This window comes from Fibrobacter sp. (assembly GCF_045112255.1).
GTDB lineage: Bacteria > Fibrobacterota > Fibrobacteria > Fibrobacterales > Fibrobacteraceae > Fibrobacter.
On the sequence record NZ_JBGUHR010000120.1, the window covers coordinates 83,566 to 104,908 of the forward strand.

The 21,343-nt window shown below is 48.5% G+C and carries 19 protein-coding genes; 10 read left to right on the forward strand and 9 right to left on the reverse strand.

Features of this window, described 5'->3' with window-relative positions; genetic code table 11:
• Positions 1–82 precede the first annotated feature (82 nt).
• Positions 83–478 carry a hypothetical protein gene (locus tag ACJMM9_RS15695; protein ID WP_405329028.1) on the forward strand — a complete coding sequence of 132 codons (396 nt, stop codon included), beginning with the start codon at positions 83–85 and terminating at the stop codon, positions 476–478.
• Positions 479–542: 64 nt separating this feature from the next.
• Here the strand turns inward: ACJMM9_RS15695 and ACJMM9_RS15700 are convergent, their stop codons facing one another.
• Positions 543–1,454 carry a PD-(D/E)XK nuclease family transposase gene (locus ACJMM9_RS15700; protein ID WP_405329031.1) on the reverse strand — a complete coding sequence of 304 codons (912 nt, stop codon included), beginning with the start codon at positions 1,452–1,454 and terminating at the stop codon, positions 543–545.
• A gap of 429 nt (positions 1,455–1,883) precedes the next feature.
• Between ACJMM9_RS15700 and ACJMM9_RS15705 the strand changes: the two genes are divergently transcribed.
• A complete protein-coding gene (locus tag ACJMM9_RS15705) occupies positions 1,884–2,579 on the forward strand; it encodes a hypothetical protein (protein WP_405329034.1) in 696 nt (231 codons plus the stop codon).
• Positions 2,580–2,582: 3 nt separating this feature from the next.
• Here ACJMM9_RS15705 and ACJMM9_RS15710 read toward each other — a convergent pair whose 3' ends face one another.
• From ACJMM9_RS15710 to priA, 3 genes are all read right to left on the reverse strand, one after another.
• Positions 2,583–3,122, reverse strand: a complete 540-nt coding sequence (locus tag ACJMM9_RS15710; RefSeq protein ID WP_405329037.1) for a hypothetical protein — start codon at positions 3,120–3,122, stop codon at positions 2,583–2,585.
• Positions 3,123–3,134: 12 nt separating this feature from the next.
• Positions 3,135–3,776, reverse strand: coding sequence for a hypothetical protein (locus tag ACJMM9_RS15715; RefSeq protein WP_405329040.1), 642 nt, complete (start codon positions 3,774–3,776; stop codon positions 3,135–3,137).
• 96 nt (positions 3,777–3,872) lie between these two features.
• Positions 3,873–5,930, reverse strand: a complete 2,058-nt coding sequence (gene priA / locus ACJMM9_RS15720) for a primosomal protein N' (protein ID WP_405329043.1) — start codon at positions 5,928–5,930, stop codon at positions 3,873–3,875.
• Between the two features lie 130 nt (positions 5,931–6,060).
• On the opposite strand from priA, the gene ACJMM9_RS15725 reads away from it, so the two are divergent.
• A complete protein-coding gene (locus tag ACJMM9_RS15725; protein WP_405329046.1) occupies positions 6,061–8,973 on the forward strand; it encodes a DUF349 domain-containing protein in 2,913 nt (970 codons plus the stop codon).
• Positions 8,974–9,000: 27 nt separating this feature from the next.
• Positions 9,001–9,999 carry an L-threonylcarbamoyladenylate synthase gene (locus ACJMM9_RS15730; protein WP_405329049.1) on the forward strand — a complete coding sequence of 333 codons (999 nt, stop codon included), beginning with the start codon at positions 9,001–9,003 and terminating at the stop codon, positions 9,997–9,999.
• 161 nt (positions 10,000–10,160) lie between these two features.
• Here the strand turns inward: ACJMM9_RS15730 and ACJMM9_RS15735 are convergent, their stop codons facing one another.
• Together ACJMM9_RS15735 and ACJMM9_RS15740 are read right to left on the reverse strand one after the other, a co-directional pair.
• Entirely contained in the window at positions 10,161–10,883 is a 723-nt protein-coding gene (locus tag ACJMM9_RS15735) for a M15 family metallopeptidase (protein ID WP_405329052.1), read from the reverse strand.
• Positions 10,884–10,935: 52 nt separating this feature from the next.
• Positions 10,936–13,287: a hypothetical protein gene (locus ACJMM9_RS15740; protein ID WP_405329055.1), complete on the reverse strand. Its 2,352-nt coding sequence runs from the start codon at positions 13,285–13,287 to the stop codon at positions 10,936–10,938.
• 66 nt (positions 13,288–13,353) lie between these two features.
• On the opposite strand from ACJMM9_RS15740, the gene ACJMM9_RS15745 reads away from it, so the two are divergent.
• The 6 genes from ACJMM9_RS15745 (at position 13,354) to nth (ending at position 17,860) form a co-directional block, all read left to right on the forward strand.
• Positions 13,354–14,166, forward strand: coding sequence for a nitrilase-related carbon-nitrogen hydrolase (locus tag ACJMM9_RS15745; protein WP_405329058.1), 813 nt, complete (start codon positions 13,354–13,356; stop codon positions 14,164–14,166).
• A gap of 173 nt (positions 14,167–14,339) precedes the next feature.
• The gene (locus ACJMM9_RS15750) at positions 14,340–14,474 is read left to right on the forward strand and encodes a hypothetical protein (RefSeq protein WP_254917272.1); all 135 of its coding nucleotides are present in this window, start codon (positions 14,340–14,342) and stop codon (positions 14,472–14,474) included.
• A gap of 8 nt (positions 14,475–14,482) precedes the next feature.
• Entirely contained in the window at positions 14,483–14,845 is a 363-nt protein-coding gene (locus tag ACJMM9_RS15755) for a hypothetical protein (RefSeq protein WP_405329062.1), read from the forward strand.
• A 205-nt stretch (positions 14,846–15,050) separates the two neighbouring features.
• Positions 15,051–16,235 (forward strand): phosphotransferase, encoded by a 1,185-nt coding sequence (locus ACJMM9_RS15760; RefSeq protein ID WP_405329065.1) that lies wholly within the window; start codon positions 15,051–15,053, stop codon positions 16,233–16,235.
• Positions 16,236–16,289: 54 nt separating this feature from the next.
• The gene (gene cysE, locus ACJMM9_RS15765) at positions 16,290–17,075 is read left to right on the forward strand and encodes a serine O-acetyltransferase (RefSeq protein WP_405329068.1); all 786 of its coding nucleotides are present in this window, start codon (positions 16,290–16,292) and stop codon (positions 17,073–17,075) included.
• Positions 17,076–17,227: 152 nt separating this feature from the next.
• Positions 17,228–17,860: an endonuclease III gene (gene nth, locus ACJMM9_RS15770; protein ID WP_405329071.1), complete on the forward strand. Its 633-nt coding sequence runs from the start codon at positions 17,228–17,230 to the stop codon at positions 17,858–17,860.
• A gap of 31 nt (positions 17,861–17,891) precedes the next feature.
• On the opposite strand, the gene ACJMM9_RS15775 is transcribed toward nth, so the two are convergent.
• From ACJMM9_RS15775 to glnS, 3 genes are all read right to left on the reverse strand, one after another.
• Positions 17,892–18,950: a DUF3300 domain-containing protein gene (locus ACJMM9_RS15775; RefSeq protein WP_405329074.1), complete on the reverse strand. Its 1,059-nt coding sequence runs from the start codon at positions 18,948–18,950 to the stop codon at positions 17,892–17,894.
• 75 nt (positions 18,951–19,025) lie between these two features.
• Positions 19,026–20,018, reverse strand: a complete 993-nt coding sequence (locus ACJMM9_RS15780) for a tetratricopeptide repeat protein (protein ID WP_405329077.1) — start codon at positions 20,016–20,018, stop codon at positions 19,026–19,028.
• Between the two features lie 109 nt (positions 20,019–20,127).
• Positions 20,128–21,343, reverse strand: a 1,216-nt coding sequence (gene glnS, locus ACJMM9_RS15785; protein WP_405329080.1) for a glutamine--tRNA ligase, incomplete at its 5' end; no start/stop codon positions are given.

Sequence of the window (21,343 nt, forward strand, 5' to 3'; positions counted from 1 at the left end):
AATGGAAAGGAACAAAAGGATATTTCCTATAGTCAAAATGATTCAAATTATAAACAAACTTGGAGTGGAAATTTGAAATTTTATGCTGCAAAATACTGCAATGTTTTTTTGCAGGGGGGGGGATATTTTTCCGTGCCGGCGTCGTTTAAGAGATGTTGCTGATATGGAAATCTATATAAAACGTAAATCGGGAGGTGGGCGACAATTGCTTGCCAAAAAGACCGTTGACATAAGGGATTTCCATCGCTCGGTTTTGCTGACACAGGTACATTTCGGTTCCGATAAAGAACTATATAAAACTAGAAGTAGGTTAAACTTTGAATGGGACAGAGCAGAACCCATTGTACTCGACGGAACAAACGATACGATTTATCACTATACGGTATGGTATTGGGATAAAAATAAAGAAAAAGAATGGAATTCCAATAAAGATGAGCTTCTCATTGAAATTCCACAATCTTATAAGAGTTTGCTTTGAGCGGGGTTAAAATAAAGAAGCCCAGCCGAGCCGGGCGAAAAAACAATCAAAAACATTCTAGACATCAGCGTTGAGCGCGGCGCTTTTTGATTTCGTCCAAAGAAATTCGAGAAATGGCAGAAATATCTTCATCTGTCAATTTTGGGTTAGCAAACATAGCATCAATCATTTCATATCGAGTTTCAATCTTGGCTCCAGCCAAACGGCATTCAATTTCTTCTTTCGCAATCATTTCTCGCTCCAATTCAGTCAGGGTTGTTTTGTCCAAGTTTTCGATTTTGATGCGTTTTAAAGCTTCATTGACAATTCCGTTTCCAAAGTCAGGGAGCGGGTCGCCCTCATGTGCATGTTTGAGCACATAAAGCCAAGCATCAACAGGGTCTTTTACCTCATCTGCGGTCTTATTGAACTTCGGCAGACATACAATAATATACTTATTTTTAGGGAAAACAGTCTCAACAGTTCCTCTATTCAGCATTTCCTTGCTATAAATAGCCCATTCATCGATGTAATTTCCCATGCGATGTGGCAATTCAAAATTACAAATCCAAATGGAAATTGTTTCGGGGATTTCATAACGCCGATACTCCTTCTCTTCTTTTGTGAGCGTTTTGAATTCTTCTGATTTTTCCATTTCATGCTTGCCTTTAATAACTAGGAACGCCTTATACAGTATAGTGCGGTCTATAAAGAAACTATGGTCAGCCTTCTGCATTTCAATATTAAGAAAGCGTTTGGATCCCGTAGTTGCGAAAGCATCCAAGATGACCTTCCGCTCTTCGGGAACCATAAACCGGATAGCCTCATCGAACGAGTATTTCAAATCCTTGATTTGATCATCGCCCTTTAAGTGCAAAATTCCGTCAACAAAGTCCTTGATGGCATCCTTGCTTGCAAATAGGTTTTTGAATCCAATGTCGGTTCTCGGGTCGATGTATGTTTTGCCTTTCAATTTTTCAGGAATAGATTGGTTCATAAATGTCCCTCCGTTAAGTTTGGAGGTGTTAATCTACAACAGAAAATTTTCAAAAAGCAAAACATTGTAAATTTTGCAAACAACCGTTTGCAAAATCGTTTATTTTGTCAACTATTGAACAAGCACTTTTTCAATGGGGTTAAAGCACAATCACGTTTAATTTCTATTTTATCCGCCATGACACTTCTTTTAGGCATACTTTTCTTGGCTCTTTTCATAAGCGCGATTGTCCGCGGCAAGTTTACGTACGGTCAAGCCGATTATGATTTTCATGAACACCCGATACAATTCGTAATCGTGCTCATCTTTATTCTCGGTGTTTCCGCGCTCTGTTTTTACCGATTTATCGTAGAATTATAAGCAAGACTTTTTCAAGAGTTTATTATATTAAGCTTCTGTTGAAAAGCAAACGGAGCAAAGAGGTTCTTTATGAGCGAAGAAAAGGTTACTAGCGAATGCAACGCAGAAGACGTTAAAGCCATTACAAAAAAATGCGCCGAAACATGGATGAAGCGCATCCGCAATTTTGCGGGTTTCCTGGGAATGATTCTCCCGTGGATAGCACTCACCGGCGCTGCAATCGTGGCCAAAGCACAGCCAAACATCATCGCCGACGATTTCTGGGAAACGCTCTCCATTTCAGCGACCTATTACCTGACGCCATCTCTGACCGGAATCCTTACAACAGCGGCAATCGTCCTGATTTGCTATAAAGGCTATGACTGGCGCGACGATCTTGTGTCCACGCTGTCCGGCATTTTTGGACTGATGATTGTCATATTCCCATGCAAATGTTCAATTGCCCCAGGCACTGTCGGATTTTTCCAACTGCCGGTGGAGATTTCAGACAAGATTCACTGTACAGCAGCAGTTCTATTTTTCCTGCTATTAGCCATAAACAGCTTGTTCCTGTTCACACTCGGCGAAAGCAATACCAAGCAGAAAAGGATAAGGAACATCATTTATAAAGTCTGCGGAATCGGAATGTTCTCCACGCTGATTTTATTGATCCTCCCCATCACCTTCTCTGCAAAAATATTCATAGTCGAAGCCATTGCGCTCACGTTCTTTGGCGTGAGCTGGCTCGTGAAAGGTCAATTTTTTGGTCTGCTTGCAGACAACTAAATTCTAGAAAGCAAAAGCGAGGCCAATTCCGCCCTGCGGAATCACGCCAAACTTTACCTGCAAGCTAGTCTGGGAATCAAGAGCCTTGTTGTAGATTTCCACAGCAGAATCAAAATAATTCCCAGAAACATAGCCAAGCAAGAATGCAAGGCCACAAGCGCCCACACCGCCAAGTGTAAGCGGCATGCCAAGATCGCTATCGCCCTTGATCCAGGCTACAACGCCATAGCCAACAGCAGCACCACCCGCAGTGGCAATAACAAGAGCCGGATAGTAGAAAATCTTCGACGTGCTCAGATCACTTGCAGCTTCCGAGTTCGTTTTCAAGGCCGCTTCGACAGCATCCTGCGTCACCATGTTTTCACCGATGAACCACTTCTTTTCTACTTGAGAAATTTTTCCAGCATTGGATTTCGGTGCAGAAGAAGTTTCGCTATATTCACTTGTCGAACCATTAGACGAGTAGCTGTCCCAGGACTGGGCAAAAGATGCACCCACAAGCATCAATAGGGAAACAAGAACGGCGTAAATAGACGTGCGCATTTTTTCTCCTGACTAGAAAGCAAAACCTAAATAGACATCCATTGCTATACCAAAGGAATTTTGGACAAAATCGTCAACATCCACATCATCAGACGAAGCAGACGCAGAGGCAAAACCAAAGCCAGCATCAAAGCCAAACACAAAGTGTCCATTTACATATTTATGACCTGCAACTACTGCCGCGCCAAAATTACTAGCAGTTGCACTAACGCGAGAATTGGAAATATCATAAGAGCCAAAAAATACTTCTGGTTCCACATACCATCCCTTATGGCCTTTACCGCTTACATAGAAACGGAAACCTTCTTCAATGCCAAAACCAGAAGCAGTAACACCGTTATTAGTGCCATTCAAATAAGCAGGACGGGTTATCAAGGAAAAGAGGGAACCAAAGCCGGCTTCAAAGTTTAAGTAAAAGGTAAATACACCTTGCGCACCATTGATTATTGTGCTCATCGGGTGGAACACAAGGGCAAACTTTTTATCTTCATATTGAGTTTGGTTAACTACAGATTGATTTTCTGCAGAAGCTTTATTCTGTTCAAGAACGCCTGCAGCAGCATCGGCATCTTCAGAAGAGCCATAACCATAGGGATTACCTGCAAAAGCCATACTTGCAAGCATTACGGAAAACACAAAAATCTTTTTAAGCATTCCAGCTCCATTTTTTAAGTTTTTCGTAAATTTACAAAATTCGCTTTTCAGAGTCAACTTTTTATGTAAAAATATTTTACCAAGATAATTCGCTATTTATTCAAATTCAACTTTAATTTCTACGCCAGGAACCCATGCCTTGGGCGCATTCATAATCGGAGCCAGAACTTTACGCACAACCGCAAGATTTTGCGTTTTAATATAGAGCTTTACCCAGAACACGTTTTGCACTTTCGGCACAAACGCATCGACAGGCCCAAGCACCGTCATCGAAGATTCTTTGCGCAAAATACTTTCTAAACGATCGACCGTATCGCGAAGCAAGTTTTCATCTTTCGATCCGCAACTGATTTCAACAAGCTTGCAGAACGGCGGATAAAAAGCCATTTGCCGATTTGAAAATTCCATATTGGCAAATCCATTAAAATCATGGCGAATGGCATACTGCATCACGGGTTCTGTCGGATTGAGAGTCTGGATAAACACGCGGCCTCCGCCATCGGCGCGCCCCGCGCGGCCCGCCGTCTGGCTCAACAGCTGATACAAGCGTTCCGTCGAACGAAAATCAGGGATTCCAAGGCCCGAATCAGCACCGACAATTCCCACAAGTTTTACGCCTGGGAAATCATGGCCCTTCGCAACCATCTGCGTTCCAAGCAAAATGTTGTATTCGCGATTCCGAAACGATGTCAATATTTTTTCGACAGCGCCGACATTCTGCGTTGTATCGCGATCCATGCGAATCACCTTTGCATTGGCAATCCATTCCTGAATTTCTTCTTCAAGCTTTTCAATGGCGCCCCCCACAAACTCATAAGTTTCCGAACCACATGTCGGGCACGGCGTATCAACATGATACAGCGCCGCACAGTAATGGCACATCAGCGCATTGTACTGCTTATGATAAACTAATGGTATATGACAATGTTTGCAATAAAGAGTTTCACCGCATTTAGAACAAACTCTAATTTTAGAATAACCTCGACGATTCATGAGGATAATCGCCTGGTCGCCGCCCGTGATGCAATCCGAAAGCGCTTCGCGCAACGTAGGCGACAAAAGCATTCCCTTCTGCTGGCGGACCTTGCCCATGTCAATCACGTTCACTTCAGGGAGCGGTGCCGCCGTGGCTCGATTCTTGAGCGTCAAAAGCTTGATGTTCCCTGTCTTTGCATTGCGATACGTTTCAAGGCAAGGTGTTGCAGAACCAAGCACCACAAGCGCCCCGTACTTCTGAGCCAAATGGAAAGCCAGATCGCGAGTATGATAGCGCGGCGCAGGGTCTTGCTGCTTAAACGAAGAATCATGCTCTTCGTCCAAGATAACGACATCAAAATCAAACGGCGAAAGAATCGCACTGCGTGTTCCAAGCACAACCTTAGCCGAACCGTCGAGTACGGACAAGTAACCAGCGCGCTTTTGCGGAGCCGAGAGTGCCGAATGCAACACAACCACAGGAACTTTCAAATAGTCTTCAAAACGAGACGCCGTCTGCGGAGTAAGCCCAATTTCAGGCACGAGAATGAGTACACGCTTATTGCGCTTAAGCGCTTCGCGTACCAATTCCTGATAAACTCTCGTCTTGCCACTGCCGGTCACACCATGCAAAAGCGATCCGCGAAAACCTTCCTTATCCAAATCATCCACAAGACTGGCAAGTGCAGTCTCCTGTTCCGCTGTCAAGGGGGGCAAGTTCGAACAGACGACCATTTCAGGTCCAACCGATGGAGCCTCACCCCGAGGTTCAGCATTTTTTTCGGCAAGCAAGGCATCAAGATACTTATCAAAATCTGCCGGCCAAAATACATTCAATGCGCGCATGGGCGTTGTTATATAATACTTAGCGACCCATTCCAGCGATTCCATATAACGTCCGGAAAAGACGTATCCAGACTCATGCGGGCATGCATACCGAACATCAAAAGCAGGCTTTTCGTCATGAACGCGGCTGACCAAGGCAAGAGCAGGCTTACGTCGAGCCAGCTGCACCCAGACAACGCTCCCCCGCTGAATATTTACGCCTTCAGGCACCCCGTAAGTAAAAACAGATGGGGACAAGGGAATATAGACTTCGCAAAAACGAGAGAGAAGCGCCGAATTGCAGCGTTCCTTAACCATCTCTGGAGCCGTTGTCTTGGGTATTCTTTTAGCCACGGGGCAAAGATAGTATTGTTACAAGCTTAAATGGGCATAAATTCGCACTGTTTTTCCTGACCGTAATATTTTTTTAGTTAGATTATGCTATATGGAGCTGAGGAAGCCCCACCTACCTATTGGAGATATTATGAGCATTTTTGACGCATTTAAACCGAAATGGCAAAATTCCAACCCAGCAAAGCGCATCGAAGCCATTGCCGACTTGGATGAACTCACTTGTCAAGATATTATTGAACGAGTTGCCCTTTCCGATGATAATGTCGAAGTGCGAATGGCTGCAGTTAAGAAACTTGCAATTATTAAGACACTTCAGGAAATTTCTACGAAAGACAATGACTCCGGCGTACGCCGTTTGGCCGAAACAAGAGCCTTCGAAGAAATCGTCAAAAAATTGAAGAGCTTTAACGAATCTGCACTGAACAGCGAAGTTCTTGGCTATATCGATGCCATCAAGGATACTCGTTATACCGAAGACGTCCTCAAGGCTACAGACAACGTAATTTTAAAGAAAGAACTTGTCAAGCAGTGCTGCAAGCAGTCCTTGCTCGCCCAGATTGCAACACGCGATTCCAGCGAAGAAATTGCACTCGACGCCGCAGACCGCGTCACGTCGGAATCCCTGCAAGCAGATCTCATCAAGAATTCCAAGCACACCTCCGTCCGCAAGAAGATTTCAGACAAAGTTCGTGCAAAGAAAGATGCTGAAGACAACGGCAAAAAGGCAGCCGAACTCTTGCAGAGCAAGCGCGAAGCCCTCATCAAGCAGGCTCACTTCCTCGCCGCCCAGAAGGACGCTTTTGCCACCAAGCCGCAGTTTGACGACCTGATGAACGAAGCAAGCGCACTCGGCATGGGCGAATCTGCTGCAACGCTCAATGAAATTTACGAAAGCTTCAACAAGTTCTACGACGAAGCAAACGCCGCAAAGAAGGCCGCCGAAAATGCCGAAGCCGAAAAGCAGGCAAAGATTGCGCGCCTCACGGAATCGCTCACAGAACTTGAAGGATTGCTCGAAGCCGGCACGACCGAAGAAAACGCTGACCGCGTAAATACAATCATCCAGGAATGGAACGAAGGCAAGTCCGTCATGGATGCCGCCTTGATCAAGCGCTTCAACAACGCCTACTTCAAGTCCCAGGAAGCAAAGAAGATTGAAATTCCGTCCGCAGAATCTGAAAACGCAAGCGAAGAAGAAATTGCAATCCGCAAGAGCCTTCTCGAACGTCTCCAGGCTCTTTCCGAAACGGAAATCGATGAAAACACGGGCAAGCATCTGCATGCCATCGTCCGCGAATGGGAAAAGCTCGCCCTCCTCGAAGGCGACGATCCGATCCTCCAGGCTTACAATGCACTCCGCACCAAGCTGAATGAACTCATCAGCGCATTCAACGAAAAAGCCCAGAAGGTCATCGAAGAAAACTCCAAGAAGCTCCGCGGTCTCATCGAACGCATCCAGAACATCGACGAGAACCAGGAGTTCCGCGAAATCCACAAGATTCTCCGCGACACTTATCAGGAATGGAAGGAAATCGTCGGCGAACAGAAGTTCAAGTACCACGATCTCTGGCAGGAATACAAGATTGCCACCTCCCGTTTCCAGGAAATGCAGCAGTGGGAAAACTGGCACAACGAAAAGGACCGCGACACCATCATCGAAGAAATGGACGCGCTCTCCAAGGAAACTCCGAGCCAGGCCGTGCTTGCCAAGTTCCGCGAACTCTGCGGCAAGTGGCGTGAAATCGGCCCGATTTCTGCAGCCAAGTTCCAGGACTACCGCGACCGCTTCCAGGCTCTCGTAGACAAGGTCAAGGAAAACTGCGCTCCGTTCATCGAAGAACAGAACGCCGAACGCCAGAAGAACCTCGTTGACAAGGAAGCCCTCTGCCAGAAGGTCGAAGAACTCGTTGCAAACGCCGAAATTTTCTGGAAGGACAAGTTCAAGGCCGTGCAGGAAATCCAGGAAAACTGGAAGAATATCGGCATGGTCCCGAAGGAAGCATTTGCCGCTTTGAACAAGCGCTTCAAGGACGCCGTGAACGCCTTCTATGCCCAGCACAAAGAAAACGTGAAGCACGAAGACGAAAGCCGCGAAGCCAACTACGAAAAGAAGGTCGCCCTCTGCATCGAAGCCGAAGCCATCAAGGATTCGACCGATTGGAATGCCACCTCCACGAAGCTCAAGCAGTTGCAGGACGCCTGGAAGGCTACAGGCCCAGTGCCGAAGAGCAAGTCCGACGAAATCTGGACTCGCTTCCGCACCGCTTGCGATTCCTTCTTCGAAAAGAAGCGCAGCCACTTTGAAGAAATGGATGCCGTAAAGCAGAAGAACCTCGAACAGAAGCAGGCTCTCTGCGAAAAGCTCGAAGCTCTCGACATTGCCAATATCACTCCGGAAGTCATCGAAGCTTACAAGGCCATCGATGCTGAATGGAAAACGATTGGCATGGTCCCGAAGGACGCTGTCGAATCCATCAACGAACGCTTCAACGCAATCGTGAATAAGATTGTCGCCAAGATGGCTGAATCTGACCCGGAACTCCAGGCCAAGATTGAAGACATCAAGAAGAAAAAGCAGGAAATGATCGAAAAGGTCCGCCAGTTTGCCGAAAGCGCAGGCTCCAACCAGCTCGCCGATGCCGTTCGTGACATCCAGAAGGAATGGGTCACGCTTGGTTCTTGCGGTAACGACGATGACGAACTCCGCAAGGCATTCCGCGATGTCTGCGATGACTTCTTCACCCGCCGTCGTGACCAGCTCGACATTCAGGAACAAGCTCGCCAGAACAACCTCCAGAAGAAGATTCTCCTCTGCGAACAGGCTGAAGACTTGCTCACCGACTTGAACGATCAGACGGTCGTTGCCTCGATGAACAAGGTCAAGCATTTCCGCCGCTTGTGGAAGGAAGTCGGTGCCGTTCCTCGTGAACACTCCGAAAAGATCTGGAAGCGCTTCAATTCTGCTTGCGACCAGGTGTTTGCCTTCGGCCGCAAGGACGAAAAGAAGGAAGAAGCTCCGGCAGCCGCAACGACCGAAGCTTAAGCGAAAAACATTTAAGCAAAAAAGAGGATGGCAGAAAAGCCATCCTTTTTCTATTTTTGGGTCATGAAATTCCCGCCATGGACAAGTGTCAGCGAAGCAGCCCGCCTCCTCAAGGAAGGCGAAGTCGTCGCCATCCCGACAGAAACGGTTTACGGGCTCGCCGGTAACGCATTCGAACCCAAAGCTCTCGCCAAGATTTTCGCCGCCAAGGAACGCCCGACGTTCGACCCGCTGATTGTCCATATCGCAGACATCGCACAGCTCACCGACATTGCCAAGGACATCCCCGATAGCGCTTACAAGCTCGCTGAAGCCTATTGGCCGGGCCCGATGACCATCATCCTTCCCAAGAAGGATTGCATTCCCGACCTTTGCACAAGCGCCCTCCCCTCCGTGGCCGTGCGCTTCCCGAGCCATCCAATTGCACAGGCGATTATCAAGGAATCAGGACTCCCGCTCGCCGCCCCGAGTGCAAACCTCTTTAAGCACGTGAGTCCGACAACGGCAGAACATGTCGCCGCCCAGCTCGCCGACCGCATTGCCGGCATTGTCGATGGTGGCCCCTGCTCCGTTGGCGTTGAAAGTTCCATCATCTCGCTCGTCGGTGAACCGACCGTGATGCGTCCAGGCGCCATCACGCCCGAGATGTTCAAGGCCATCCTCGGTGAAGTCAAAATCAAGGAATCTACATCCAAGCCGGGCCAGCCGATGCTAGCCCCCGGCCAGTGCGATACGCATTACCGCCCGCAAGTTCCGCTTTACTACGGCGAAATTCCAGCAGGCTACACGCTCCCTGAGCATACCGTACGCATTGCGTTTGGCACTCAAGCAGGCCCTATTCCGGCGACCGTAAACTTGTCTGCTACAGGCGACATGGTCGAAGCCACATCAAAACTTTACGCCTTTATGCACGACCTTGACGATCCCAAGTTCGATTTGATTCTCGTGGACCCTATCCCGAACACAGGCGTTGGCATGGCGCTCAACGACCGCTTAAAACGCGCAAGTATAAAGTCATTATCGTAAATACGAGATTATAGTTACTAGAGATTGTTAAAAAAGTCATTCTCGACTGAGCGTAGCGAAGGAGGGAATCCATACATTACTTTTTTTATTGTATGGATCCTCCGTTCTGTCTGTAGCCAGGCAGAACGGAGGATGACTAACAAAAACACAGAGTTCTTAACTCAAATCGGGAACAGCGGATAATTTTCCTTGGTATAAGTACGCGTGAATGCGTTGAAATGCCACCATTCGCTCGGGAGCATCACCCAGCCCGCACGTTTCATGATATTGCGGAGCAAGTTGCGGTTATCAATTTGCTGTTGCGTGAGGCGCCCGCTCTGTAAAGCTTCGGCCTCGCCCACAGCACCTGCACAACGTTCAAACGAATCAAAATCCGTACCCATGTCAAGCAAATTGCCAGTGCTATCGGCAATTCCTAAATCAAGCGCAAGCCCGTAATTATGAAGCCCGCCAGTCTTGCCCGATGAAACGAAATGACTGTAGGGCGTCCCAGCAACAGATTGCTTTAGAACCGATTGCGCGTACATCGGGCGCGCTGCATCAAAAATCACAAGCGAATATCCCGGTAATTCCTTGGCGAGAATCGAAAGCGCACGTTTCAGCTTCGCCAAACCATCCTTATGGATAAAAGCGCGCTGGATCCCACAATACATATCATGACCGGTCACATTGTTAAACGAGGCATAACGCAAATCTATGCGCAGCCCGCGCATGTGCGTAATTTCAACTAAATTAGAATCGTGACTGGCATAATCCACCCATTGCTTAGCCGAAGTGCAATAACGCAAAGGCTTAGCAGGCTTCGGCGGTACAAACAAGCTATCCGTCACGTGAGCAAACGAAAAAATAGCGAAAAATGCAATTACCCAAAGAATAGACTTCATTCCTCGCAATGACATTTTTTCTCTAGTCTCTCGTCTTTCGTCTCTCGTCTAATTAAATTCCCAATTGCACTTCTACGCCAAACTGAAAAAAGAGTCCCATGCCCTTTGCGATAAACGGCACAAGGTCATAGCCATTCGCAGTATTCTTGTCCTTATCGCGAGCGACCCAAGAGCGTTCACGACCATTTTCAGAACCAAGGAACTTGAGCGCAGCCACATCGAGCTTCGAGAAGATGTTGTCAAGTTCCAAATAGAATCTTGCATTTCTAAAGAATCCCTTCGTCTTCGTCAAATCGAGATTCACGCGCACGTCGGTTCTGTACAAATCCGTAAACTTGTTATAGTCCTTGAGTTCTCGGGTTCCGCTCTTGCCATCCGATGCCGGTTTAATGGCATAGTAATAAAGAGGTCTATGCCATGCCGCATGGTGCGTCAAAATAACCGACACGATGGAATCCTTTCGCGGATAATACCTAAAGTGCGAAACTACATCCAGACGGGAGTTGGCTTCCCACGGCAAGGACTTGCCTCCCTTCAGTTCATATTCACCATAAACAGAGCTTGCATTCATTGCCATCGAGAAGTGGTGCGAAGTTTTCCATTCGAACGAACCCGAAGCGCCGGTAACCCAGGCAAAATCAATCGGAGTCACATCTTTATAATTTGCAAAAGCTTTCGGCAACGGCAACAAAGGATCAAAGTAGAAACGTCCAAAGCCCGCGAACTGGGCGACCAGATATTTTGAACGGTAGCCCAAGCCCAACTTGAGCGACGTACCGGATTCCAGGCGCCCCGTCAAATCACCGTCATCAAAATAATGTTTCCAGTCTGCACGATAAGCGGCATTACCAAAGAGTCTCCAGTAAGCGGTATCCGTCCTGGACAAATTGCGTTCCATATCAAACGAAGCCGTCGGAAGCGCCCTATGGTCAGCAGCGTCGGCAACAGCACCCACAGAAATCATGTGTTCTGAATAATCATTTTTCCAGTCAAGCGTTACAGCACCCGACAAGACACCTGTCTGGTAGTCACTACTTTCTTCGCCACCAGGAACCGGATAGCTACGTTCAACCAAGTGATGTTCATAAAGAACAGCACCACGCAAATCAGCACCGAAAATATCTGCATTAAAATTCTTGTCAGCACCGGCACTCAGTGTTGTATGAGTCTGGCTGTAACCATCAATAAACGATCTTGCCGTCGGGTCCGAAATCTTGCCCGTACGGAATCCCGTCGTATCGCGCAGCGTGTCGCTTAGACTTTCACGGACAAGTCCCGCATGGAAACTCGTTCCGAACTTCGATGCATACTCAGCACCGATAACCAAATAACTTTGACTACCTTCAATAATATCAATTGAATTGACAGCGCCATAAGTAGACGATGTATCCTGACTCACCTTGTATTCATCAGAACTGTACAAAGTACGCAAAGCCCATGTCGCATTTCCCAAGGAATCAGAACCGTTCAACTGCGCATAAATGTCAAACGCCGAAAGGTCAAACGGGTCCGAAGACTTCACCTTGCAGTCGCCAGAGCAGTCGTCGTTACGCTTGCGGAATTCCGTAAAGAATTTTTCACCCAAATTTTTGAGCATATCACCATCCAGGCGACGGAATGCAAAGCGGAAACTATCCCAGATAAAGAATGGAGCATCAAGGACAACTTCCTGAAGCGTAAGCCCTGCAGAGCCTCTTAAGCCCCATTCGCCTTTAGTCTGCTCAGGAATGTACTGGATCGAAGTTGCAAGTCCTTGCCCAAGCGGTCCCTGACCGTAATGGTCGTGGACTTCAATGCCACTCAACGTATGCGGATTCACGATGGACAAGTTACCCGGAAAACCGACGTCCAAGTGACGCATATTCGGAATGCGGAGGCGGCCCAAATGGTATGCCACATCGCTTGCGCGCGATCCATCATAATAAAGGGCACTGCTAAAATCCTTCTGGCCCGAAACCCCAGGCATCTGGCTCAAATGCTCCGTCAAGTCAAATCGCATGCCGGCAGCATCTTCAAGTTTTTCGAGCTTCACAGTGCGTTCGACTTCCCATTTGATAGGTTCGCCATCACCGATAATCGTGCTTGCGCCGAGGTTTGTAACATTCGTGCTAAGCGTAATGACCATGTCCAGAAGATCTGCAAAATTTTGCAGTTCCACAAAGACGCTATCGTAGCCTTCCTTTTTAAACACGAGCGTCGCATTTTTAGAATCAACCGTCAGCTCGAAACGACCTCGGGAATCAGTCTCCCCGATGCGCTTGCCGGACTGATACGAGACAGCGACATCCTTGATAGGCAAGTCCGATTCAGCCTCAAGAACGACACCAATAACCGTTGTTGGCGAAGCAGCAAGGACCCCAACCACAACAAATAGGACAAAACTGAAAATTAGGCGAAAATTCATGCTTTCAAAATAGATAATTTATGCAAGAAAATTTTTAGCCACGTCGCAACATCTTATATTATACGCATGCTTAAAGTTTATTTAATCCAGCTGGACAGTGCCAAAGGCGATAAAACCGAGAATATCGCAAGAGCAAAGAGAATTATTCTCGAAAAAAAGCCTACAGAAGGAAGCCTTGTGCTCCTCCCCGAAATGTTTGCCACGGGCTACGTACCGGCCAATCTAAGCGAAGCTGCCGAAGACTTCAGCACTTGCAAATCCGGCGAAACCGCACACATGCTTTCCGAAGTCGCGACCGCAACAGGCTGCACCATCATGGGTGCTGGCATTTCAAGAGCGCGTGAAGCAAACAGCTGCGATCAATTTTTAAACCACGTCAGCATATACAATCCGCGCTCAGCCCAGGAATTTTGCGGATACGATAAAATGAATTTATTCTTCCCAGAAAAGGATTCGTTCCGACCAGGGGTTGAGGTTAATTTATTTAAACTACAAGATTGGACGGTAGCATCGTTTATCTGTTACGATTTGCGCTTCCCGGAAATTTTCCGCAAGGCAACACAAAAAGGAGCAAACCTCATCACGATCCAGGCGGCATGGCCCGCCAAAAGGCGCACCCACTGGGAAACGCTCCTCAAGGCACGAGCCATCGAAAATCAGGTCTATATCGCCGCCGTCAATGCCGTAAGTGAATCCCCAGACACCCAGGTTCCACTCGCCGGCACGTCTCTCATCATTTCGCCCAACGGCGACATCCTGGCCGAAGGCCCTGCCCAAAGCGAAGCCGTCATTTCTGCCGAACTGGACCTCGAGGCCGAGCGCCACTACCGCAAGTCATTCCCCGTTCTCGACGGAATTGTTCCACCGGAATTTTTATAGGCCCAGTTCCAAAAATCGGCCTTGGACAATCTGTCAATTCTAATTCATTGACCATCAATGTGTTACAGAACACATTTTTTATATATTTGCCAAAAATTTTTCTTTCCAATATTGACATTTTTGCCACAGAAAAATTATTTTTATATTACATTCTGTAAAATAAGAGGCTCTATATGGCAACAACAAGCAAGATTGATGAAGCAAAGGAACTTATCAAAGCAGGTCTCAAGCGCGAACTGATCTTAAAGATGACCTCCATTTCCGAATACGAGTACAGCCTGATCCAACGCGAACTCGCTACAGCATAAGTTCTATTTTGCAGCTCATTTTAGACATTCCCGCCCAGAAAGCAACAGACGGCATATCCAGGAAAGCCGCCGTTATTGCCTGTTACAAAGACGGGAGCCTCTTGCTCGATGCGAGGGACAACCTCAAACCCGCAAGATTCACGATGCACCCCACCGACAAATTTCCGTGGAGTACATTCATCGAAAAACTGCTTGCCGCATGGCAACTCTGCGACTACAGTGATGTTCCAGAAGCATTCAAGCCCATCAAGCAAATTCCGCCCTTCGTCGTCGAAGGCCTTCCACGCGAACCCGTCCCGCAGCAGCTGAAAGTTTTAGCCTCACTGCGCTCCCAGGGATATTTCGCACCTCTCACAAATCCAGGTAAATAGCTGATAAAACGAAAAAGAAAGTGCCCTCTCCTAATCCCGCTCGAATCTAGTCATGAACTAGTCGAAACATAATCGAAGACACTTTCTTTATTTTTCCAAGGAGAATCCACCCTTCCATCTCCTATGGTTTATATTATATATTATTTGATCGAGAAAAATTGTTATTAAAAAAATATTTTCATCTCAGAAATTATATATTCGAAACATGAACCTCATAAAATATTTTAGCAAACAACGCTGGTTCATGGGGAAAAACAGAAACGTAACCCGTGTGGATCAGCTCGATTCCACAGAGGCCGGAGGCACTCGCATCAGGCTTGCAAAAGTCTCGTTTGCCGATGGCGAAAGCGATATTTACGCAATCATCGATGACGAGAACGCGGTCGGAAAAATTCTCGAAGACGCATTCCTCGACGGCGCGCAGCAATCCATATTTTCAGGCGACAAAGGATTCTTTTCGTTTCGGCTTACAAGACCGATTTCTAGGGGCGCCCTGACAAGCATTAAGCCCATTTCTAAAGAGCAAAGCAACTCCGCATTTTGCGCTCCAGGGAAGTTTTTCTTCAAGCTTTACCGCAGGCTAGAACCAGGCATCCACCCCGAAGCCGAAATTCTGGAAGCCATGAATAAAGCCGACAGCAGCCGCGTCCCGAGGCTCTATGCCGTGTGCAACTACAAGACGAAAGGCGGCGAAATCTACACGTGGGGAATCCTCGAAGAGCATTTCCCGAATGCACTTGACGCCTGGAGCGAGTTCTGCAGCAACATGAACAGCACGGACGCCTTCCAGCTCGGGATGTCTACCGCCCAGATGCACGAAAGCCTGAAGCATTTAAGCGGCCCCAAGTACAGCGGCATCGATCCGCCATTTGACCGATTGCAACAATTGCTTCAAAACACAACGGACACTGAATATGCCCCGCAACTGCGCGAGAAGCTCCCGGAACTGCGCATCCGCTATAGCGACCTACTCCGCGAGACTTTCAGCGACAAGACCATCAAAAAGCAACGCATCCACGGGGATTACCACCTGGGGCAAGTGCTGATTACGCAAAGTGCAAACGGCACCAAGCATTTCGAGATTATAGACTTTGAAGGCGAACCCACGCGCAGCCTCGACTACAGGCGAACCATCCGCTCCCCCGCTGTCGATATCGCCGGGATGCTGCGCAGCTTCGCCTACGCAGGCGCCGTCGCCAAGACCGACCCAACCGAAGCGCAAAAAGCATTTGTCACAGGATACTCCAAGGTCTCCGGGATTTCCACCGAAGAAATCGAGAAGGAATCCAAGCCCTACATTTTGGCAAAAGCCATCTACGAAGCGTGTTACGAGCTGGAATTTAGGCCCGATTGGTTCTGGATCCCCTCCAAAGCGTTGCTTGAGTTATAAGAAAAGCAAATAGAAACGCGCCACGACTGCATATTTTCTATATTTGGGCGCATCATGGCACCAGAAGAAATCGAACTTATTCTCCGCAAGGAAGCGCAAGAACTCGTCAATACCGAGCCGCTTTCGAAATTAATGCTCGAAGAGCAAGTCCTCAACCGCAAGAACTTTGCGGATATGCTTGGTGTAACCCTCGCCTGTCAGCTCGCCGGTGAAGTCATCGACCGCACGGAACTCGAGAAGATGTTCAGTGCCATGTACGAAAAATACCCCAATCTGCTCATTTGCGCGACAAAGGACTTGCGCGCAACGGTCCTCCGCGACCCGGCTTGCACCAGCCATCTGGAACCACTCCTCCTGTTCAAGGGATTCCAAGGATTGCAGGCTTACCGCGTAGCCCACGTTCTGTGGGAAGAGCACAGGCATTTCCCGGCAAAGATGCTCCAGAATATCATCAGCCGCAAGTTCGGTATGGACATCCACCCGGCAGCAAAGATCGGCCACGGACTTTTGATTGACCATGCCACAAACATCGTGATTGGTGAAACTGCAACCGTCGGGAACAACGTGAGCTTCTTGCATGGCGTGACCTTGGGCGGTACAGGCAATGAAATTGGCGACCGTCACCCGAAAGTCGGTAACGGCGTTATGCTCGGCGCCCACGCACAGCTGCTTGGCAACATTCACATTGGCGATGGAGCAAAGATCGGGGCCGGCGCAGTGGTGCTTCACGACGTTCCGGCACACACGACGTATGCAGGCGTTCCGGCCGTTCAGGTAGGCCACCCGCACGACGAAATGCCGAGCTTCAACATGCAGCAGGACTTCACGCGCGACGTTTAAACGAAAGTAGTGCGAATTATACAAGCACACTCGTCATCCTGACGCCAAAGGCGAAGGGATTCGATAAAGTTTGAAGGAGCAAGAATCGCACAAACGCACTCGTCATCCTGAACGAAAGTGAAGGATCCAGTAAAGTTTGAAGGAGCTGAAAAATGAACAGAGCTGCGAAAATAAAATTCATCGGCGATAAGCTGGACGAGCTGTACCCAAATCCGCCCATTCCGCTAGATTTCACAAGCCCTTTCACGCTCCTTGTAGCAGTCGTTCTGAGCGCCCAGTGCACAGACATCCGCGTGAACCAGGTAACCGCCGTCCTCTTCAAAGAAGCAGACACCCCTGCCAAGATGATCAAGCTCGGTGTAGACCGCATTGCCGAAATCATCAAACCTTGCGGTTTCTTTAACACCAAAAGCGTAAACATATTCAAGCTCTCGCAAGCGCTCGTCGAGAAGTTCAAAGGCGAAGTTCCGCACACGTTCGAAGAACTCGAAAGCCTCCCCGGAGTCGGCCACAAGACGGCAAGCGTCATCATGAGCCACATTTTCAAGCTCCCGGCATTTCCGGTCGATACGCACATTCACCGTCTCGCCGAACGCTGGGGCTTAAGCGACGGTTCGAGCGTCGAAAAAACCGAAGAAGATTTAAAAAAAGCTTTTCCCGAAAGCGAATGGGAAAAGCGTCACTTGCAAATCATTTATTTTGGGCGCAATTACTGCAAGGCGCGTGGGCACAAAGACGAAGAATGCCCGATTTGCAGCACAATAAGACGAAAGACGAGAGACTAGAGACGAAAGAATAGATTCAGCGTCTTTGACCTTACCTTCTACGCGATGGTGGCGCAGGAGGGTTATGTGAGCCGTGATGGCGTTCTGAACGACGAGAATTCCAGCGGTTATCCTCTTCATCATTCGAACTAGAAGCCTGCGGCGGTGGCGGAGGTGGCGCCGGGCGCTTGTAATTCGGCGGAGGAGGCGGAGCCGGACGACTATTGTTTGACGGCTGTACCAATGGTGTTTCCTGACGTTTGTTCAACGTGCGCGACGGAGCCGGCGCAGGAGCGGAGGGTCGCCTTTCCCACGAAGAATGCGGGCGCGGAGGCGGCGGATTGTTGAAACGCCCACGCGGAGGAGGATTGTCCAAACGAGGCCTCGGCGCAGGTCTATCATAGCGCGGCCTTGCGCGATGACGCGGAGGCGGTGCGTAACGGTGCGGATGACGGTAATGCGGTCGGCGGTGCACCCAGTCATAATAGAACGGATCCCAGCCCCAATAAATGAGTCCCGCACCCGTCCATGCGCCACCGACATAACGGATTCGAGCATTATCACTCGATACGACATAATAAACAACACGCGGGTCATATTCGGGAACGTACACATATTCTTCGCGAACAGGCTGAATGGATACGTTATCATCAACCGTCACCGCAACCTTGTCATCGCTCTGTAAATAACCATTCTTGTGAGCGACCTTGCGCATTCTCTGCACAGCATCCATCACATCGGCTTTTTGCATTTCAACAGCTTCGCCAAGCTGTTTTGTCCATGTCGCATATTTCGACATTTTACGGAGCACATCCGGGAACGGAATGAGCGCAATCACCGATTCATCATATTCCAATTCGGCACGTTCAATGGCATAAGCCAAATCGTCGCCCTTCAAATGACGATTGGCATTTGCAAAAGCACTTGCTCTCGGAATGTCATCGACATGCACGGAAGCACCCAAGACATGAACCAGGAGCGGGTCCGGATAAAGTGCAATCGTCGAAACGAGCGTATCCAGTTCCGAAGGCGTATAGCGCGCCTGGGCATTTGCCAATCCGGCCCAAAGAAACACCAATGGCAGAACATATTTTAGCGTCTTTTTAAACATAGGAACCTCCTTATCCTTAAAATACATCTTATTAGATGCTGCCGACCACCCCTTGGTTTCATGATTATCCAAAAACTACATTCGATTAGCCCAAATCAAGTAATCCTTGAGGTCCTCGATTTGCTTTTTATCCAACTGGAAAGACGCAGTCGGATAATCCAGAAGGAGAATTTCATAGAATACGAATTCGCTCAATTTATCCGCATTGAGAGCTTTATCAAGCCGGCGAAGCACTTCAACAGATTCCTTAAGGGATTTATTTTCCATAAAAGGCAACAAGCCCATCAGGCATTCACGGTACATGGTTTGCGGCATCAGCACTTTTTTCGCCTTTTCTTTATAATAGGGTTCATACAGCCATGCCGCCTGAACAAACGCATAATACGTCCAAATGGAATCGGACTGCATATTCACATTCCCAGTCGCAGAGTCCCGATCAATGCGCATCTGCGGGTTAAAAGTCCAGTTCTTGATATTCAATCCATTTAATCCGTAAATTTCCTTGCGCAACGCTTCCAGTCGCGGGTTATTACGGTTCAAGACTTTCGCGATTGAAATTTCTTCAAGAGCTTTTTCCTTTTGGCCCTTAACTTTATAGACATCGGCAAGCAGCCAGTGTGCAAGAAAATCCACATAGTTTGCTTCAATCGCCTTTTTATACCAAAGTTCAGCCTTGTCCCAATTTCGTTCGATACCGTAAGTCTGTCCAATATAAGTTATCGCGCTATACAGTTTCGGGTCTTCTTGCAAGGCTAGCGTGTAGGCGTCACGAGCCTTTGCATACTGATGCGAACCAAAATAATTTTCAGCCTTATCAAGCAACTTTTTAGCCTCGCCCGTAGCCTTAATCGCCTTAACATCATAGCTATCGCCCTTTTTCTCGCGATAGACCGGGAAGTTGATCAACCGGCTTCGATCTGGCAGCGGAAACGATTTATCCACAATTTTCAGCGAATAAAGAGTCTTGGATTCATTCACAAGATCCATAGCCTTTTTTAGCGGATTCTCAACTTCGGCAAAAGAAAGCGAAACAAACACACAAAGCAACACCAGGATTTTATTTCTCATAAACCCATTCCTTCTTAGTTTAGTCTACAAAATAAAATACAAAATATTCATCATAAAACAAAAGACCCCGGCTGTTGTACCGGGGCAACTAAAACCATCAATTCGGATTTTACTTTGTCGGGTTGAAGGAATCCTTCAGGCCCACAGTTCTGTTGAACACGAGGTGACCCGGCTTACTGTCTTCGCTATCGAGGCAGAAGTAGCCCTGACGCATGAACTGGAAGCGGTCTTCGAGCTTCGCGTCGGCGAGAGCGGGTTCCACCTTGGCCTGCTTAATGACCATGGAATTCGGGTTCAGGTAATCGTGCCAGTCTTCGCCTTCCGGGACCTGAGCCGGATCTTCGAGCGTGAACAAGTTATCAATGAGGCGCACTTCGGCATCCACAGCGTGTGCGGCAGAGACCCAGTGGATCGTGCCCTTGACCTTGCGGCCATCCGGAGATTCACCACCCTTGCTGAGCGGGTCATAGACGCAATGAATCACCTTGACCTTGCCGTCAGCATCCTTTTCGACGCTCTTGCAAGTAACAAAGTAAGCACCCTTGAGGCGGACTTCGCCTTCCGGCTTCAAGCGGAAGTACTTCTTCGGCGGTTCTTCCATGAAGTCGTCAGCTTCGATGTAGAGTTCACCGCTGAACGGAACCTTGCGCGTACCAGCGTTCGGGTCGTTCGGGTTGTTCTCGACTTCGATCATTTCGACCTTGCCCGCTTCCCAGTTGTCAATCACGAGCTTGACCGGATCAATCACGGCCATCACGCGGTTAGCGGTCTGGTTCAATTCTTCGCGGATGCAGAAGTAAAGGAGGTTCACGTCGACCATGGAGTCGGCCTTGGAAACACCGATGCGGCTGCAGAACTCGCGGATGGAGCTCGGGGTAAAGCCACGGCGGCGGAAACCGCAAACGGTCGGCATACGCGGGTCATTCCAGCCAAGCACAGCCTTTGTCTGCACAAGTTCGAGGAGCTTGCGCTTGCTCATCATCGTGTACGTGAGGTTCAAGCGGGCAAATTCAATCTGCTGCGGACGATTCTGCAAACCAAGTTCAATGAGGAACCAGTCGTAAAGCGGACGGTGGGCTTCGAACTCGAGCGTGCAGATGGAGTGCGTGATGCCTTCGATCCAGTCGCTGATCGGGTGGGCAAAGTCGTACATCGGGTAGATGCACCACTTGTCGCCGGTGCGGTGATGCGTGCAATGCTTGATGCGGTAGATGACCGGATCGCGCATGTTCATGTTCGGGCTAGAAAGGTCCACCTTCGCACGGAGGCACTTCTCGCCGTCGGCGTACTTGCCGTCGCGCATTTCGTGGAAGAGCTTCATGTTC

Excerpts from the sequence above, each read along its gene's own strand:
- ACJMM9_RS15695 (WP_405329028.1), top strand. The coding sequence starts at position 83 with ATGCTGCAAAATACTGCAATGTTTTTTTGCAGGGGGGGGGATATTTTT.
- ACJMM9_RS15700 (WP_405329031.1), bottom strand. The coding sequence starts at position 1,454 with ATGAACCAATCTATTCCTGAAAAATTGAAAGGCAAAACATACATCGAC.
- ACJMM9_RS15705 (WP_405329034.1), top strand. The coding sequence starts at position 1,884 with ATGAGCGAAGAAAAGGTTACTAGCGAATGCAACGCAGAAGACGTTAAA.
- ACJMM9_RS15710 (WP_405329037.1), bottom strand. The coding sequence starts at position 3,122 with ATGCGCACGTCTATTTACGCCGTTCTTGTTTCCCTATTGATGCTTGTG.
- ACJMM9_RS15715 (WP_405329040.1), bottom strand. The coding sequence starts at position 3,776 with ATGCTTAAAAAGATTTTTGTGTTTTCCGTAATGCTTGCAAGTATGGCT.
- ACJMM9_RS15725 (WP_405329046.1), top strand. The coding sequence starts at position 6,061 with ATGAGCATTTTTGACGCATTTAAACCGAAATGGCAAAATTCCAACCCA.
- ACJMM9_RS15730 (WP_405329049.1), top strand. The coding sequence starts at position 9,001 with ATGGCAGAAAAGCCATCCTTTTTCTATTTTTGGGTCATGAAATTCCCG.
- ACJMM9_RS15735 (WP_405329052.1), bottom strand. The coding sequence starts at position 10,883 with ATGAAGTCTATTCTTTGGGTAATTGCATTTTTCGCTATTTTTTCGTTT.
- ACJMM9_RS15740 (WP_405329055.1), bottom strand. The coding sequence starts at position 13,287 with ATGAATTTTCGCCTAATTTTCAGTTTTGTCCTATTTGTTGTGGTTGGG.
- ACJMM9_RS15745 (WP_405329058.1), top strand. The coding sequence starts at position 13,354 with ATGCTTAAAGTTTATTTAATCCAGCTGGACAGTGCCAAAGGCGATAAA.
- ACJMM9_RS15750 (WP_254917272.1), top strand. The coding sequence starts at position 14,340 with ATGGCAACAACAAGCAAGATTGATGAAGCAAAGGAACTTATCAAAGCA.
- ACJMM9_RS15760 (WP_405329065.1), top strand. The coding sequence starts at position 15,051 with ATGAACCTCATAAAATATTTTAGCAAACAACGCTGGTTCATGGGGAAA.
- cysE (WP_405329068.1), top strand. The coding sequence starts at position 16,290 with ATGGCACCAGAAGAAATCGAACTTATTCTCCGCAAGGAAGCGCAAGAA.
- nth (WP_405329071.1), top strand. The coding sequence starts at position 17,228 with ATGAACAGAGCTGCGAAAATAAAATTCATCGGCGATAAGCTGGACGAG.
- ACJMM9_RS15775 (WP_405329074.1), bottom strand. The coding sequence starts at position 18,950 with ATGTTTAAAAAGACGCTAAAATATGTTCTGCCATTGGTGTTTCTTTGG.
- ACJMM9_RS15780 (WP_405329077.1), bottom strand. The coding sequence starts at position 20,018 with ATGAGAAATAAAATCCTGGTGTTGCTTTGTGTGTTTGTTTCGCTTTCT.